This is a genomic window from Sphingobacterium thermophilum, assembly GCF_039541675.1.
Lineage (GTDB): Bacteria > Bacteroidota > Bacteroidia > Sphingobacteriales > Sphingobacteriaceae > Sphingobacterium > Sphingobacterium thermophilum.
The window spans coordinates 35,988-49,199 of record NZ_BAABGR010000020.1; the positions used below are offsets into that span (position 1 = coordinate 35,988).

Sequence of the window (13,212 nt, forward strand, 5' to 3'; positions counted from 1 at the left end):
GATTTGCTTTTAACTAGTTCCCTTTATAGACTTTCAACGCTTCTATGAGTTTAGGTACGACAACGAAGGCGTCACCCACGATGCCGTAGTCTGCCACCTTGAAGAAAGGAGCTTCCGGATCTTTGTTGATCACTACGATGGTCTTTGAAGAGCTTACTCCAGCCAAATGCTGGATAGCTCCTGAGATGCCTATAGCAATGTACAGGTTAGGGCTTACCACGAGGCCTGTCTGTCCGACGTGTTCGGAATGTGGTCTCCAGCCCGCATCGGACACCGGTTTCGAGCATGCTGTAGCTGCTCCCAATACAGACGCTAGCTCTTCGATCATTCCCCAGTTTTCGGGACCTTTAAGCCCTCGTCCTGCAGATACGACAATTTCTGCTTCAGGAAGGGAGATCTTGTCTGTAGCACGTACGATATCTTTGACTATGGTGCTGAAATCTTCGCCGCCCACCGGTGCGCTATAGTCTTCCACCTGCGCTGTGCCTCCCGTCTCTTTCACCGCGAAGGAGTTAGGGTTTATGGTGATTACTTTTACAGGCGTCTCCACGGTGACGGTAGCAATAGCTTTATTGGAGAATGCATTCCTCTTAAGTGCGAACTGCTCTCCTGTGATGGTAGGCAAGGTAATGGCTCCGGCTACCAACGCTGCATTTAGTTTTGTTGCAACACGAGGGGCTAACCCTTTTCCACTAAAAGTATTGGAAAAGACTACCACGGTAGCTTTTTGCTCTTTGGCTATATGTGCGACTATGGAAGCATAAGCCTGGTTGACAAAATTTTTCAGATTATCCTGGCTGACATGGAATACTTTGGTGACGCCACAATTTCCCAAAGAGGATAGAGCCTGTCTGTCTACATCACCGATAGACACTGCTATCGCTTCCGTGTTTAACAGATCGGCAACTTCTTTCGCATAGCTTGCCGCCTCGAAGGCTGACTTTTTCAACTCTCCGTTTGTATTCTCTATATATACAAGTACTGACATGTTGTTCTCTTCTTTAAGGGTTAAATAACTTTAGCTTCTGTGTGTAACAATTGAATAAGCTCCTGAATGTTATCTTCACTAATCAGCTTCACGTTGCCGCGCGCTGGAGGAGTGTCATAGCTTTTCACTTTGACAACAGGTGTCACTTCTATCGGTTCAATCACTTCCAACGGTTTGGTACGTGCCGCCATGATGCCGCGCATATTAGGAATTTTAGGCTCAGCTACACCTTCCGCTGTACCTACCACCAATGGAAGAGAGCTGCTCAGCACTTCTTTGCCGCCTTCGATTTCTCTTTCTACAGTGGCTTGACCATTTTCTATGGAGAGCCCTTTGGCCACCGAAACAGAAGGGATATTTAACAGTTCTCCTAAAATAGCAGCTACCTGAGCACCATTATAGTCTATGGATTCACGGCCTGTAAGGATAAGATCAAAGTTGTTCTTTTTGGCGTAATCCGCAATCTGATGCGCGACGAACCAAGCGTCAGCAGGGGTTGCGTTTACGCGTACAGCCTTATCCGCTCCCGTAGCTAAAGCTTTACGGATTGTAGGCTCTGTACTGCTGTCACCCACAGTGATGACCGTAACAGTACCATTGGCTCCTCCTCCTGCTAAATCTATGGCTTTGGATAAAGCGATCTCATCGTATGGATTGATAATGTATTGTACTCCGGAAGTGTTAAATTCCTGATTGTTATTGGTAAAAGTAATCTTTGTCGTTGTATCCGGTACATTACTTATACAGACTAATATATTCATGACCTGCTTAATTTAGATTTATAGTTCTTTAAGTTTATTACCAAATATAATGATAATTTTTAATTTTCCTATGCTTGCATAATAAATTATTCTGCTTTTTTTGCTCATCCCGACGGTAGCTGTATTTTTGTAGTATGAACAGAATAGCGCAGTTGGAGGAATTTCTTAAAGAGAGCCCTAACGATCCATTTTTATATTATGCTTTGACGTTGGAATACCAAAAGCTGGGGGACGATTCCAAGACAAGAGCAGGGTTTGAGCATCTGGTGCAGACATTTCCGGATTATGTAGGAACCTATTACCACTTCGGGAAATTTTTGGAACGGTTAGGAGAAAGCCAGCAGGCGGAAGAAATCTACCGTCGCGGAATAGATATAGCTACCCAACTTCGAAATCACCATGCCAAAGGAGAACTTATGGGCGCATTGAATCAGCTTCTAGGCCTTGATGATGAGGACGAAGATTTTTAAATCAAATTTTTACAATTCCAAAATTGAGATTGGTATCTTTTTTGAGAAGACTTTCGTATCATGAGAGTCTTCCTATATATACTGTTGTTTTTGGAATTGGGCGCATTGGCATTAGGTTGTGTCAACAATCAAAAGAAGGTTTCCGCCAAAGATAGCAGTGAAACCATGGAGTCTCTTACTGCCAATATTGTAGGTTTATACTTCGGGCAGCTGCCTTGTGTAGATTGTGAGTCTATAAACACCCATTTAGAGCTTCATCGCGATCATACGTATACATTACGATATATGTACGAAGGAAAATCCGACGATTTGTTTGTCAAAGAAGGCAAATGGGATATAAAGGACGATAAGTTAAGTCTTAAAGGAGTAGACTACCAATATAGAGTTGAAAGAGATAAGTTAGTGCAGTTGGATCTGACAGGAAATGAAATCAAGGGAGATCTCGCGGATCAATATATCTTAGGTAGGATAGAATAGCTTTGTTTGAAATATAAAAGTAAAAAGGGCTAAAAACTTAGCCCTTTTTACTTTTATGGATGTTCGCAAATTTCTTTAAGTTTTGCTACGGTAATGTCGATTTCTTCTTTTGTATTGTATTTGCTGAAGGAGAATCGCACCGAAGGCCTGTTCGGGTCGGCTTTAATGGCACGCAACACATGAGAGCCTATATCCGATCCGGAGCTGCAGGCACTTCCTCCTGATGCCGAAATGCCGGCGATATCTAGGTTGAACAGCAGCATGTCGTTCATATTGGTACATGGCAACGAAACGTTCAACACCGTGTATAGGGATTTGTCTGCTTCGATATTTCCGTTGAAGGCCACATTAGGAATGTTTTCCTTTAGCTTTTCAATCATATAATCTTTAAGGGATTGTATGTAGGTTTGGTGCTTGTGCATATCGCGGTAAGCAATTTCTAACGCTTTGGCTATTCCCACGATGCCGTACACGTTTTCCGTTCCACCACGCATGTTGCGTTCTTGTGCCCCACCGTAAATCAACGGTTTAATTTTATTATTCGAATTGATATATATAAATCCTACTCCTTTAGGACCGTGGAATTTATGGCCAGCAGCAGTAATGAAGTCAATTTTCAGGTCGGTCAGGTCATGTGGATAGTGTCCCATAGTCTGCACCGTGTCCGAGTGGAAAAGGGCATTATATTCTTTGCATAGGGCCGAAACCTTTTTGATATCCAGTAGATTGCCGATTTCGTTGTTGGCATGCATAAGCGATACCAGCGTTTTAGGAAGTGAAGACAGGAGCTCTTCCAAATGAGCTAGGTCCACATTTCCTTTTTCGTCGATGTTGACATAATGCAGCTGGATTTTGCCGTCCTTTTCGAGTTGTTCGAAAGTGTGTAGCACGGCATGGTGCTCTAAAGGAGATGTGATGGCATGTTGGATGCCGTATGCTTCTATAGAGCGGACGATAGCCATGTTGTCTGCCTCTGTACCTCCCGAAGTGAAGAATATTTCGGCAGGGGTGGCATGTAGCAGATGTGCTACTGTCTTTCTGGCTTTTTCTACCAAAGTTTTAACCTGACGGCCGTGCGAATGAATGGAGGATGGGTTGCCGAAATGTTCCTTCATGGCTTCCACCATCACGTCGATGACCTCTGGATCTAAGGGAGTTGTCGCTGCGTTATCTAAATATATTTGCATTGGGCAAAATTAGGGAATAGATATTTTTAATTGAACATTTTTTTGAACTTCGAAAGAATTATCAGAAAGAATGCGGCCAAACATCCTGCCAATGCGATAAAGACTATAATATCGCCGTGTTCGGTATAAAATGTTCGTTCGTCATTCAGATTAATTTCCTGGCTAATTGCTGCAGGCACCCACCAAGCGGTATGTTGCACCACGTCTCCACGTTGATTGATAAAGCCGGAGATGCCGGTGTTGGCGGAGCGTGCTACCCATCGGCGATTTTCTATGGCGCGTAATTTGGCGTAGGCCATATGCTGATCTTTGCCGGAGGTATCTTTCCACCATCCGTCATTGGTCATTACCGCGATAAATTGTGCCCCCTTCTTGACATATTCACTCACGTAATTTCCCCATATAGATTCGTAACAGATGGTAGGCGCTACACCTATACCGCTTTGAGCATACAGCACCCTAGGTTCAGTATCTTTGCCGTAGCCTCCGGTAGTACCACCGAAATGTTCGAACAGAGGTGTCATAAAGGCCAAAATCTTTCCGAAAGGCATCTGCTCTACGCCGGGTACCAGCTTGGACTTGTGGTAATATTGTAGTTTGCTGGAGCCGTCTATCAGGGTAGAGCTGTTGAAACTGTCTACATATTTATCTCCTAAAGGTCGTGCTGTTGGCGTCTTTTTGTCGTCGTAGAGGGCATAGCTCTCAATGCCGGATAAAACGTTTCCGTTGAAATACTTGCCCAAGAAGCTTACTATCCTCTCGTATGCCGGATATTGACGGAAATCTTCTTCGTTGATGCCACCGCGAGAAGAGATTGCCGTTTCCGGCCATATAAAAAATTCCGTATTCGGCTGGGCCACGCTTTCCGACAGACGGATAAGGTTTTCCAGCTGTTCCTCCGGAGCGATATATCCGTATTTGCCGTATGGATCTATGTTGGGTTGTACGACCACAACTTGTGAAGGGTTGGCAGGCTCTTCATAGGTGCTGTATTGGACAAGCGACACAGCAATGGGAATGATTGTTATTGTGGCAATCAAAAGTCCGATTAGTTTTTGGGAGTAAGCTTGAATTTGGTGTTTCTTTTGCCAATAGAAGAGAAAAACCAAAATGTTGACAGTCCAAATCCATAGTGTACCGCCGTATACGCCAGTATAGGAATACCACTGTACTAGTTGATGAAAATTGGCAAAGCCGTTGCCTAAAGTCATCCAAGGAAACGCCAAATCCCAGCTCTGATGTAGGTATTCGTACCCTATCCAAAAAGAGATAAGTCCCAGAAAGCTGATAAGTATATTTTGTCTTTTACGCAGTTCGTAATAAAGGCGGAAGGCGGTTGCCATGAGTAGGGGAGCTAAGCCGAAAGGTATCAGCGCTATCAGTAAGGATACCCATGCCGGCAGGTAGGCGTGCATGGCGTTGAACACCCAATAGATGGATGCGGTATTCCATACGAAGCCCGTGAGAAAGGCGGTAGTAAATATTTTGCTTCCTTTCCTCGTAAATTCGCTGCGGATAATATTTTCTGTGGCCACTAAAAGAGGAACCAAGCCTATGAGTAGCAGCGGACTGCTGTACGGTACGGGCGGCCAGCCTAACCACAATATGAAGGCACTTAACAGCGCCAATAGATAATTCTGTTTCACGTGAATATTATAACTTCGATAAAAGTTCAGCTTTTTTACTTTCGTATTCTGCCTGTGTGATTAATTGTTTGTCGTAAAGGCTTTTCAGCTTTTTGAGCTTTCTTGTCAGCTCATCCTCTTCTTCTTCTTCTACAGCAGCGACAGTTTTTTCTGCCGCCGGAGGAACAAAGGTTGGTGACGGAGTAACGTATGTATGATCCTGTGTCGCTGGTGGTGACATATAGGTGTCTGGCTGTGGTGCAGCTGCCGTCGGCTTGCCTGTCGGATTCTCCTGAGTCGGAACTTCACGGAGCGGCATGGTAACAGGTCTGGCCTCCGTGGCAGATGTTTCTTTATAATCTTCATCACCTCCGGCTTTGATTTCTTCTAAAGCTTCTTTTATGAGCTGATAGAGACGACGCGCCTGCACCTTAGGGATATAATCTATACTAAGATTTTCTCCCGTGAAAGGAATGACTGTGATTTTAGAGCCGAAAATCTCTTCCTTGAAGGCGATGTCTTTGATCTCCTTCCAGTCGAAAATTTCAAAATTGGTAGCTAATCCCAACTTAGTGAATTCACAAAGGAAAATCCTTTTGTTGCTGATGGTAATGCTGTCGGGAAGCAATGTTACCGCCGGCTTTTTCTGTACGGCGATGTAGTGTATGCTTTCATTGTGCATAAGCATATCTACAATCTTGCCGTATATCTTTTCTACAATTTTCGGGTCTTGGCCGTCCTGTAAGAATTTGTCTAAGCTCATCATGTCGAGATAAATAATTGAACCATTATTCTGCTCCTGCAACACAAAATACAAATTCTCCCTTAATCGGGTTGTTTTCGAAATGTAATTTTAGTTCTGCCAGTGTTCCGCGTATGGTCTCTTCGTAGAGTTTGCTGAGCTCACGAGAAATGGAAGCCGGACGTTCGGCACCGAAATAGGTGATAAACTCTTCTATAGTTTTCAGCAGTCGGTGAGGAGATTCGTAGAAGATCATGGTACGCTTTTCCTCTACTAGCTGTTTCAGGCGCGTCTGTCTTCCCTTTTTTACGGGAAGGAAACCCTCAAAACAGAAGCGGTCGTTGGGAAGTCCCGAACTTACTAAGGCAGGAACGAATGCTGTAGGACCAGGAAGACATTGCACTTCTATGCCTTCTTTGATAGCCTCACGGACCAATAAAAATCCGGGGTCCGAAATGGCTGGTGTGCCGGCATCAGATATCAGAGATATTGTTTGTCCTTCTTTCAGAAACCTGATGATCTCTGCTACAGCCTTATGCTCATTGTGTTGGTGATGCGCGAAAACCTTTTTCTCGATACCGAAATGTTTGAGCAGCGGCGCACTGGTGCGTGTATCTTCCGCCAGAATAATATCAGACTCTTTCAGGATGCGTATCGCACGAAAGGTCATATCCTCCAAATTGCCGATAGGCGTTGGTACTAAATAGAGCATAGTCAAAGGTAAGTATTTTTATTCTTGTTTTAATTTAACTCCATTCCGGTTTCCCGTAAGGAGAAAAGCTTTTAAGAGCTTAAACTTGCACTACCAAACTAAAAATATTATTCTATGAAAAAAATCTTTTTAATTGTGTTAGCTGCTACAGCTTTAACTTCTTGTTCAACTATAAAATCAGGAACTTTAAAGTCGATGGATATTATTGGACCTGGTGTAATTCATGTTCCGGTATTGGCTGATCTTGAAGTACAGCCAAATAAGCAACAATTGACACGTACTTATACAAAGGTAATCACGATGGAAATGGCTAAGAATAATGTTATAAGAGATTTGATAAAGCAACATAATGCCGACGTCTTGATAGAGCCTACATTTGAATCGGAAACGAAAAGTGGAGCCACCACTATCACGGTAAAAGGCTGGCCGGCAACCTATAAGAATTTTAGACAGATTACGAAGGAAGATGTCGCAATTTTAGAAGTAGCTCCGCATTATTTGCAAAAGGCCACATCTGTTGTAGTATCTGAACACGAAGGGACAAAGAAGAGAAAAAGATAATTATATGGTAGATGTGAAATATGAGGCACCTTCAGCTTTTTGTTGAAGGTGCTTTTTTATAAAAAATAAAGACTTAAACATAAGGTCTAAGTCTTTTGAGGAAAGTGTGATGGAAAATTTTTACTCTATTCTTTTTATAAGACGGTTGAAAATGCATGTATGCTACACTATTATTTCCTTTTATTTATATCGTCTAAGTCATGGATTATCATTATCAGTTCTTATCTTTGTCCTCATAAACTCAAAAAAGTATGTTGCAGTTAAATTATATCCGTGAAAACAGGGATACAGTCATCGAAAGATTGGCTGTAAAGAACTTTAAAGATGTAGCTTTGGTTGATGAGATCATCAGTCTAGATGAGCAGCGCCGCAAAATTCAAAATGAGTCGGATTCCATCGCTGCAGAGGCTAATGCTTCGGCTAAACAAATTGGGGATCTGATGCGTCAAGGTAAGAAGGAAGAAGCGGAAGCAATCAAAGCGAAGTCGTCCGGATATAAGGAGAAAATAAAGCAGCTGACCGAACAGCTTTCCGAAGTAGAGAAGCAGCTAAACGACAAGATTGTCTTGTTGCCTAACCTGCCGCACACTTCGGTGCCTAAAGGTTTGACAGCGGAAGACAATGAGGTAGTATTGACTCATGGCGAGATTCCAACACTGTCAGAAAGCAAGTTGCCACACTGGGAGCTGTTGACCAAATACGATATCGTTGATTTGGAGTTGGGCGTAAAAGTTACGGGAGCTGGATTCCCTGTTTATAAAGGTAAGGGGGCTCGTCTACAGCGTGCTTTGATAAACTTTTTCTTAGATGAGGCCGCAAAGGCGGGCTATACCGAAGTGCAAGTGCCGGTAGTGGTAAATGAGGCGTCAGCTTTCGCAACAGGCCAGCTGCCGGACAAAGAGGGGCAGATGTACCACGTCACTAACGACGACCTCTATCTGATCCCTACGGCGGAAGTTCCGGTAACCAATCTGTATCGTGACGTAATCCTTAAGGAAGAACAATTTCCTGTCAAGCATTGTGCTTATACACCTTGTTTCCGCCGTGAGGCCGGCTCTTATGGAGCGCATGTACGTGGACTGAACCGCCTTCATCAGTTCGATAAGGTTGAGGCCGTTCAGATTGTGCATCCGGATAAGTCATACGAAGTGCTGGAAGAGATGAGCCAGTATGTGCAGGGTCTGTTGCAGAAATTGGAACTGCCATATCGTGTGCTGCGCCTTTGCGGGGGTGACATGAGCTTCACGTCGGCCTTGACTTATGACATGGAAGTATTTTCGGCAGCGCAGGAGCGTTGGCTGGAAGTATCTTCGGTATCCAACTTCGAAACGTTCCAATCCAATCGTCTAAAGGTACGTTTCAGAAATGCAGAAGGCAAGATGCAGCTGGCACATACCTTGAACGGCTCTGCCTTGGCTTTGCCACGTATCGTCGCTGCAATCTTGGAAAACAACCAGTCGGAAAAGGGAATTAAGATTCCTGCTGCATTGGTGCCTTACACAGGATTTGAGTATATAGACTAAGAAGTACATTTCAAGTTAATAGATAAAAAAGGTGATTAGCGATAATCACCTTTTTATTTGTCTTTATTTTTCTGCTGTTCTTTCCACTGCTGTGCGAAAGATTTGTCTGGGAACTGCGGCAGATTGCGCCATGGCCCCCATGCTTTGCGGAAAAACTTACGCATTATGAAGTTTTTGAATTTGCCGCCAAAGAAGTCTATGAGTTTTCTCTTTTTGATGGCGTAGGTAAATCCTTTCCACATCCTTTGTTCGTTTTTTTCTGTCAGCTTCTCTTGTACGGCATCTCTGCGGTTGAGCAACAACATCTTTTGGATGTCTATGCCGGCAGGGCATACCTCCGTACATTTGCCGCAAAGGCTGGAAGCATACGAAAGGTGCTTGAACTCTTTCATGCCTTTGAGATGTGGGGAGATTAAAGACCCTATAGGACCTTGGTAGGTGGTCTCATAGGTGTGGCCTCCAATGTTCTGGTAAATAGGACATACGTTGAGACAGGCGCCACAACGAATACAATACAGTCCTTGTCTTTGTTCTTTCTTTTGCAATACGTTGGTACGGCCGTTGTCCAGCAGTACTACATACATCTCTTCCGGACCATCGCTTTCGTCCTCTTTACGGGGACCGCTAAGAAGGGTGTTGTATACGGTCAGGTTTTGTCCTGTGCCGTGGGTAGCCAACAAAGGCCAGAAAAGGTCTAAGTCCGTCATGCTAGGAATAATCTTTTCTATCCCTACCACGGAGATATGTACTTTCGGAAAAGTGGTCGTCAGCCTTGCGTTGCCTTCATTTTCGGTGATGGCAATGCTTCCTGTGTCGGCTATCAGGAAGTTCGCTCCCGTAATTCCTATATCTGCTGATGTATATTTTTCGCGTAGAAGCTCGCGTGCTTTCATGGTAAGTTGCTCGGCCGTGGCATCCAGAGGGGTATCAAACTTTTCGTGGAACAGTTTGGCAATCTCTTCAAGGCTGAGGTGCATGGCCGGAGTCACAAAGTGGTAGGGCTTCTGGTCCAACAGCTGGATAATATATTCGCCGAGGTCACTTTCTACAGGCCTAATGCCTTTCTTCTCCAAAAAGTGGTTGAGCTCTATCTCTTCCGTAGCCATGGATTTGGACTTGACTACCGTCTTGGCGTTGTGCATTTCGAAGATTTTCCAGATCTCTTGGCGGGCCTCTTCGGCGTCGTTGGCCCAGATAACTTTACCGCCATTGGCTGTGAAGCGCGCTTCAAAGTCGATTAAGTATCGGTCAAGGTTTTCGATGGTACGCCACTTTATCAAGTTTGCCTTCTTCTTGGAGTTGGAAAGGTCGTAAAACTTACTTTTGCCCCTCTCGAAAGCGGTATTGTACTTGTCTATATTGTTTGTGATAATTTCACGGTGGCGTAAATCGAATGATTTGGCTGAGCTGTCTTCTAAAAATTTATTTGCGGTACTTTGCGCCATGCTGACTCTACTTAATCTTTTGCAAAAATAAACGCTGGCCTCTTACCAACCAACATTTAAAGATAATGTATTTATTATAGTTGTACCACTAATTGTTAATAAATTCTATTTTTGTATTGCCAAACCGTTAACTTTTATATGGATTATCATACCTCTACCTGTCTGAACTGTAACCACGAAATAACAGGGAAATATTGTTCGAACTGTGGGCAAAGTGCGGATACCCACAGGCTTTCTTTTTCTCATTTTATTGCCCACGATGTGGTGCATGGCATGTTTCACCTCGACAAAGGGCTGATTTTCACCTTAAAGCAGGTGCTGGTGCGTCCCGGTTATGCCGCTTTGGATTATATCGCAGGAAAAAGAAAGAACTTTTACAACTTTTTCTATTTGATTTTGTTGCTCGTCGGTTTTTATTCGCTGGTAGGAAAGTTGAATGGCAGCTTATTTCCCCAGCTGAAGGGGCCAGAGGTGGAAGATCAGACGGGCATTAACGACTTTTTGACGCACTATAGCAAGTTTGTGCTCATCGCTTTTGTGCCTGTAATTTCATTAAACAGCTTCCTGCTGTACCGAAGAGCCAAACTGAATTATTTGGAACATGTTATTGTCACCGTACTGGCATTCATCGGTGTGCTGATAGTATTTATCCTTGGGCGAATCTTAGAGCCTTTGGAGTTGCTTAAGGTCTCTTTCTTGGACTCTTTGTTGGGATGGGGACAATTCCTAGCAGTAGCCGTTTATACTAACCTTTCTTTCTATCAGGCTTTTAAGAATTACTATTCCCAAAAGGGTATTTTCCTCCGTTTTGTAGGCTTTTGCTTCATGGTCATTGCGGAAATCGTGCTTTTTCTCATCTTGTTGATAGGAATTTTTGTGGCGAAAAAAGGTTAGCCTTTACATAAAACCTCTTTTACATTGCCTCTATTCTTAAAGTGTAATAAACAAAGAAATGAAATAGCGATGCGGTGGGGGAGCTTGATTTAAAATGACCTATAGGCATATGCTTTCAGGAACTGCTTTTGTCTAAAGGGAATTATACTCCATTTGCAGGCTTTAGCTTCATGGCCTTTGCGAAGATATTCTATGCCCCTACGTATTCAAAAATACTTCGTCTTTGTTGTAGTGGTTTAATTTGGTTGTTTAAGGATATTTTTTTACTTTTGAAGTATTATGAGAATGACTGTAATGCTTTAATTTCCTTTTTCTGCTTAGTTCATTAGCATAGCGCTTTATTGATGTAAGGCGTACAGATTCCCTATTATATTTATTCATTTTATCGTTAACCCTAGCCGAATTCATCGGCTGCTAGGATTGTAGCTTGATGAGATTGGTTTTAAAGTAGTATTATGGCAGAATTATTAAGTAAAAAGGAAATAGAGCAATTTATTCATAGCGGTTTTGTTCGTATAGATAACGCATTTTCCAAGCAAATAGCAGAGGCAGCTTTGGATATACTGTGGAAGGATTTACCTTGTGACAGAACAGACTCTTCCACCTGGACGGAGCCTGTAATTCGTCTGGGAATGTATACGGCAGAGCCTTTTGTCGAATCGGTAAACAATCCCACGTTACATACGGCGTTTGATCAGTTGATAGGTGCAGATAAATGGATTCCTTGCCGCAGTGTGGGCACATTTCCGGTAAGGTTTCCTGCAGCGAAGCAGCCAATTGATACCGGCAAGCATGTAGACGTTAGTTTTCCGGGTGATGACCCGAATAACTACTTCGAATGGCGTGCCAACATCAAGTCAAAAGGCCGTGCCTTGCTGATGCTGGTATTGTATTCGGATGTTGCTGAAAATGACGCACCTACCATTCTTTACGAAGGTTCGCATATGGATGTGGCGAGACTACTGGCCACAGAAGGGGATAAAGGACTTTCTTTTATGGAAATCGCAAACAAGTTAGACGAGTTGCCTAAGAGAAAAGAAGTGATGGCCACAGGTAAGGCGGGTACGATTTATCTTTGTCATCCTTTTTTGGTACATGCTGCCCAAGCACATCATGGCGTCAACCCTAAGTTTATGGCGCAACCGCCTTTGTTGTTAAAAGGCGAATTATGCATTGCGGGCAATGATAATAGTTATGCTCCAGTGGAAGAAGCCATACGTCTAGCAATTGGTGAGTTCTAAAATATATTTAGAGTGAAAGAGGCTGCTATGCAGCAGCCTCTTTGATTTATGATGAAGATTTTGAAAATAGGTGTCTTGACTAATTTGCCAAGCCTACTAAAAAGTTATCATTTTATAATTCAGACCCCAACTTTTATTCTTTTTTATCTCCGGAAATAAGATAGGTTAGTTTCTCACAGTGAACAATTTTCCTATAAAGCTATCGGAATCTAGTTTTTTCGAATTCCATATATATGGTTCTTTTCATCTAATTCGAAGGAATAATTTTCGTTTAGTTGCAATAACCAGCCATCTCCTTCAATGGTTTGTCGGGCAATTTTCGTTGGGCGACTAAGAGTAATTTTGTCCCAGTTGATGCTTATTAACGCTCCTTTGTTGACTTTGAGAATTCCCCAATTATCGGTCAAGCGAAGGGTTGGGTAAATCGTTCCCATCTCTTCAAGGGGGATTAAATTTCTAGGATCAAAGGAAATATTCATTTGCTCATGTAAGCTCCCCTGAAAAAAAGACTGTTAGAGAATAGAAAAATGATTGATAACTTTAACAGTATATTATGAAAGGGAAACGATTCAGACCGGAGCAGATC

14 protein-coding genes are annotated in these 13,212 nt (G+C 43.1%); 6 read left to right on the forward strand and 8 right to left on the reverse strand.

The window, feature by feature from the left end; genetic code table 11:
• Positions 1-13: 13 nt before the first annotated feature.
• Positions 14-988, reverse strand: coding sequence for an electron transfer flavoprotein subunit alpha/FixB family protein (locus tag ABD873_RS09050; protein ID WP_345067556.1), 975 nt, complete (start codon positions 986-988; stop codon positions 14-16).
• Between the two features lie 20 nt (positions 989-1,008).
• Positions 1,009-1,749: an electron transfer flavoprotein subunit beta/FixA family protein gene (locus ABD873_RS09055; RefSeq protein ID WP_039054011.1), complete on the reverse strand. Its 741-nt coding sequence runs from the start codon at positions 1,747-1,749 to the stop codon at positions 1,009-1,011.
• Between the two features lie 134 nt (positions 1,750-1,883).
• Between ABD873_RS09055 and ABD873_RS09060 the strand changes: the two genes are divergently transcribed.
• Together ABD873_RS09060 and ABD873_RS09065 are read left to right on the forward strand one after the other, a co-directional pair.
• Positions 1,884-2,219: a tetratricopeptide repeat protein gene (locus ABD873_RS09060; protein ID WP_345067561.1), complete on the forward strand. Its 336-nt coding sequence runs from the start codon at positions 1,884-1,886 to the stop codon at positions 2,217-2,219.
• A 60-nt stretch (positions 2,220-2,279) separates the two neighbouring features.
• Positions 2,280-2,696, forward strand: a complete 417-nt coding sequence (locus tag ABD873_RS09065; protein WP_039054013.1) for a copper resistance protein NlpE — start codon at positions 2,280-2,282, stop codon at positions 2,694-2,696.
• Between the two features lie 53 nt (positions 2,697-2,749).
• Here the strand turns inward: ABD873_RS09065 and ABD873_RS09070 are convergent, their stop codons facing one another.
• From ABD873_RS09070 to rsmI, 4 genes are read right to left on the reverse strand one after another with little or no spacing between them, the layout of a single operon-like run.
• Complete coding sequence (locus ABD873_RS09070) at positions 2,750-3,883, reverse strand: cysteine desulfurase family protein (RefSeq protein ID WP_345067568.1); 1,134 nt, start codon at positions 3,881-3,883, stop codon at positions 2,750-2,752.
• Between the two features lie 26 nt (positions 3,884-3,909).
• Complete coding sequence (lnt, locus tag ABD873_RS09075) at positions 3,910-5,529, reverse strand: apolipoprotein N-acyltransferase (RefSeq protein ID WP_345067571.1); 1,620 nt, start codon at positions 5,527-5,529, stop codon at positions 3,910-3,912.
• Positions 5,530-5,536: 7 nt separating this feature from the next.
• Positions 5,537-6,274, reverse strand: coding sequence for a PH domain-containing protein (locus ABD873_RS09080; RefSeq protein ID WP_345067574.1), 738 nt, complete (start codon positions 6,272-6,274; stop codon positions 5,537-5,539).
• Positions 6,275-6,296: 22 nt separating this feature from the next.
• Entirely contained in the window at positions 6,297-6,962 is a 666-nt protein-coding gene (gene rsmI, locus ABD873_RS09085; RefSeq protein ID WP_345067577.1) for a 16S rRNA (cytidine(1402)-2'-O)-methyltransferase, read from the reverse strand.
• A gap of 114 nt (positions 6,963-7,076) precedes the next feature.
• On the opposite strand from rsmI, the gene ABD873_RS09090 reads away from it, so the two are divergent.
• Both ABD873_RS09090 and serS read left to right on the forward strand, forming a co-directional pair.
• The gene (locus ABD873_RS09090; RefSeq protein ID WP_345067580.1) at positions 7,077-7,523 is read left to right on the forward strand and encodes a hypothetical protein; all 447 of its coding nucleotides are present in this window, start codon (positions 7,077-7,079) and stop codon (positions 7,521-7,523) included.
• Positions 7,524-7,774: 251 nt separating this feature from the next.
• The gene (gene serS / locus ABD873_RS09095) at positions 7,775-9,046 is read left to right on the forward strand and encodes a serine--tRNA ligase (protein ID WP_345067583.1); all 1,272 of its coding nucleotides are present in this window, start codon (positions 7,775-7,777) and stop codon (positions 9,044-9,046) included.
• Between the two features lie 53 nt (positions 9,047-9,099).
• Here the strand turns inward: serS and ABD873_RS09100 are convergent, their stop codons facing one another.
• Positions 9,100-10,491: a LutB/LldF family L-lactate oxidation iron-sulfur protein gene (locus ABD873_RS09100; protein WP_345067586.1), complete on the reverse strand. Its 1,392-nt coding sequence runs from the start codon at positions 10,489-10,491 to the stop codon at positions 9,100-9,102.
• Between the two features lie 138 nt (positions 10,492-10,629).
• On the opposite strand from ABD873_RS09100, the gene ABD873_RS09105 reads away from it, so the two are divergent.
• Both ABD873_RS09105 and ABD873_RS09110 read left to right on the forward strand, forming a co-directional pair.
• Positions 10,630-11,385 (forward strand): DUF3667 domain-containing protein, encoded by a 756-nt coding sequence (locus ABD873_RS09105; protein WP_345067589.1) that lies wholly within the window; start codon positions 10,630-10,632, stop codon positions 11,383-11,385.
• A gap of 455 nt (positions 11,386-11,840) precedes the next feature.
• A complete protein-coding gene (locus tag ABD873_RS09110) occupies positions 11,841-12,626 on the forward strand; it encodes a phytanoyl-CoA dioxygenase family protein (RefSeq protein ID WP_345067592.1) in 786 nt (261 codons plus the stop codon).
• Between the two features lie 209 nt (positions 12,627-12,835).
• Here ABD873_RS09110 and ABD873_RS09115 read toward each other — a convergent pair whose 3' ends face one another.
• Positions 12,836-13,105, reverse strand: a complete 270-nt coding sequence (locus ABD873_RS09115; RefSeq protein ID WP_345067595.1) for a hypothetical protein — start codon at positions 13,103-13,105, stop codon at positions 12,836-12,838.
• Positions 13,106-13,212 lie beyond the last annotated feature (107 nt).

What these genes read in the sequence shown, in the direction of transcription:
- ABD873_RS09050 (WP_345067556.1), bottom strand. Translation starts at nt 988, where the DNA reads ATGTCAGTACTTGTATATATAGAGAATACAAACGGAGAGTTGAAAAAG.
- ABD873_RS09055 (WP_039054011.1), bottom strand. Translation starts at nt 1,749, where the DNA reads ATGAATATATTAGTCTGTATAAGTAATGTACCGGATACAACGACAAAG.
- ABD873_RS09060 (WP_345067561.1), top strand. Translation starts at nt 1,884, where the DNA reads ATGAACAGAATAGCGCAGTTGGAGGAATTTCTTAAAGAGAGCCCTAAC.
- ABD873_RS09065 (WP_039054013.1), top strand. Translation starts at nt 2,280, where the DNA reads ATGAGAGTCTTCCTATATATACTGTTGTTTTTGGAATTGGGCGCATTG.
- ABD873_RS09070 (WP_345067568.1), bottom strand. Translation starts at nt 3,883, where the DNA reads ATGCAAATATATTTAGATAACGCAGCGACAACTCCCTTAGATCCAGAG.
- ABD873_RS09080 (WP_345067574.1), bottom strand. Translation starts at nt 6,274, where the DNA reads ATGATGAGCTTAGACAAATTCTTACAGGACGGCCAAGACCCGAAAATT.
- rsmI (WP_345067577.1), bottom strand. Translation starts at nt 6,962, where the DNA reads ATGCTCTATTTAGTACCAACGCCTATCGGCAATTTGGAGGATATGACC.
- ABD873_RS09090 (WP_345067580.1), top strand. Translation starts at nt 7,077, where the DNA reads ATGAAAAAAATCTTTTTAATTGTGTTAGCTGCTACAGCTTTAACTTCT.
- serS (WP_345067583.1), top strand. Translation starts at nt 7,775, where the DNA reads ATGTTGCAGTTAAATTATATCCGTGAAAACAGGGATACAGTCATCGAA.
- ABD873_RS09100 (WP_345067586.1), bottom strand. Translation starts at nt 10,491, where the DNA reads ATGGCGCAAAGTACCGCAAATAAATTTTTAGAAGACAGCTCAGCCAAA.
- ABD873_RS09105 (WP_345067589.1), top strand. Translation starts at nt 10,630, where the DNA reads ATGGATTATCATACCTCTACCTGTCTGAACTGTAACCACGAAATAACA.
- ABD873_RS09110 (WP_345067592.1), top strand. Translation starts at nt 11,841, where the DNA reads ATGGCAGAATTATTAAGTAAAAAGGAAATAGAGCAATTTATTCATAGC.
- ABD873_RS09115 (WP_345067595.1), bottom strand. Translation starts at nt 13,105, where the DNA reads ATGAATATTTCCTTTGATCCTAGAAATTTAATCCCCCTTGAAGAGATG.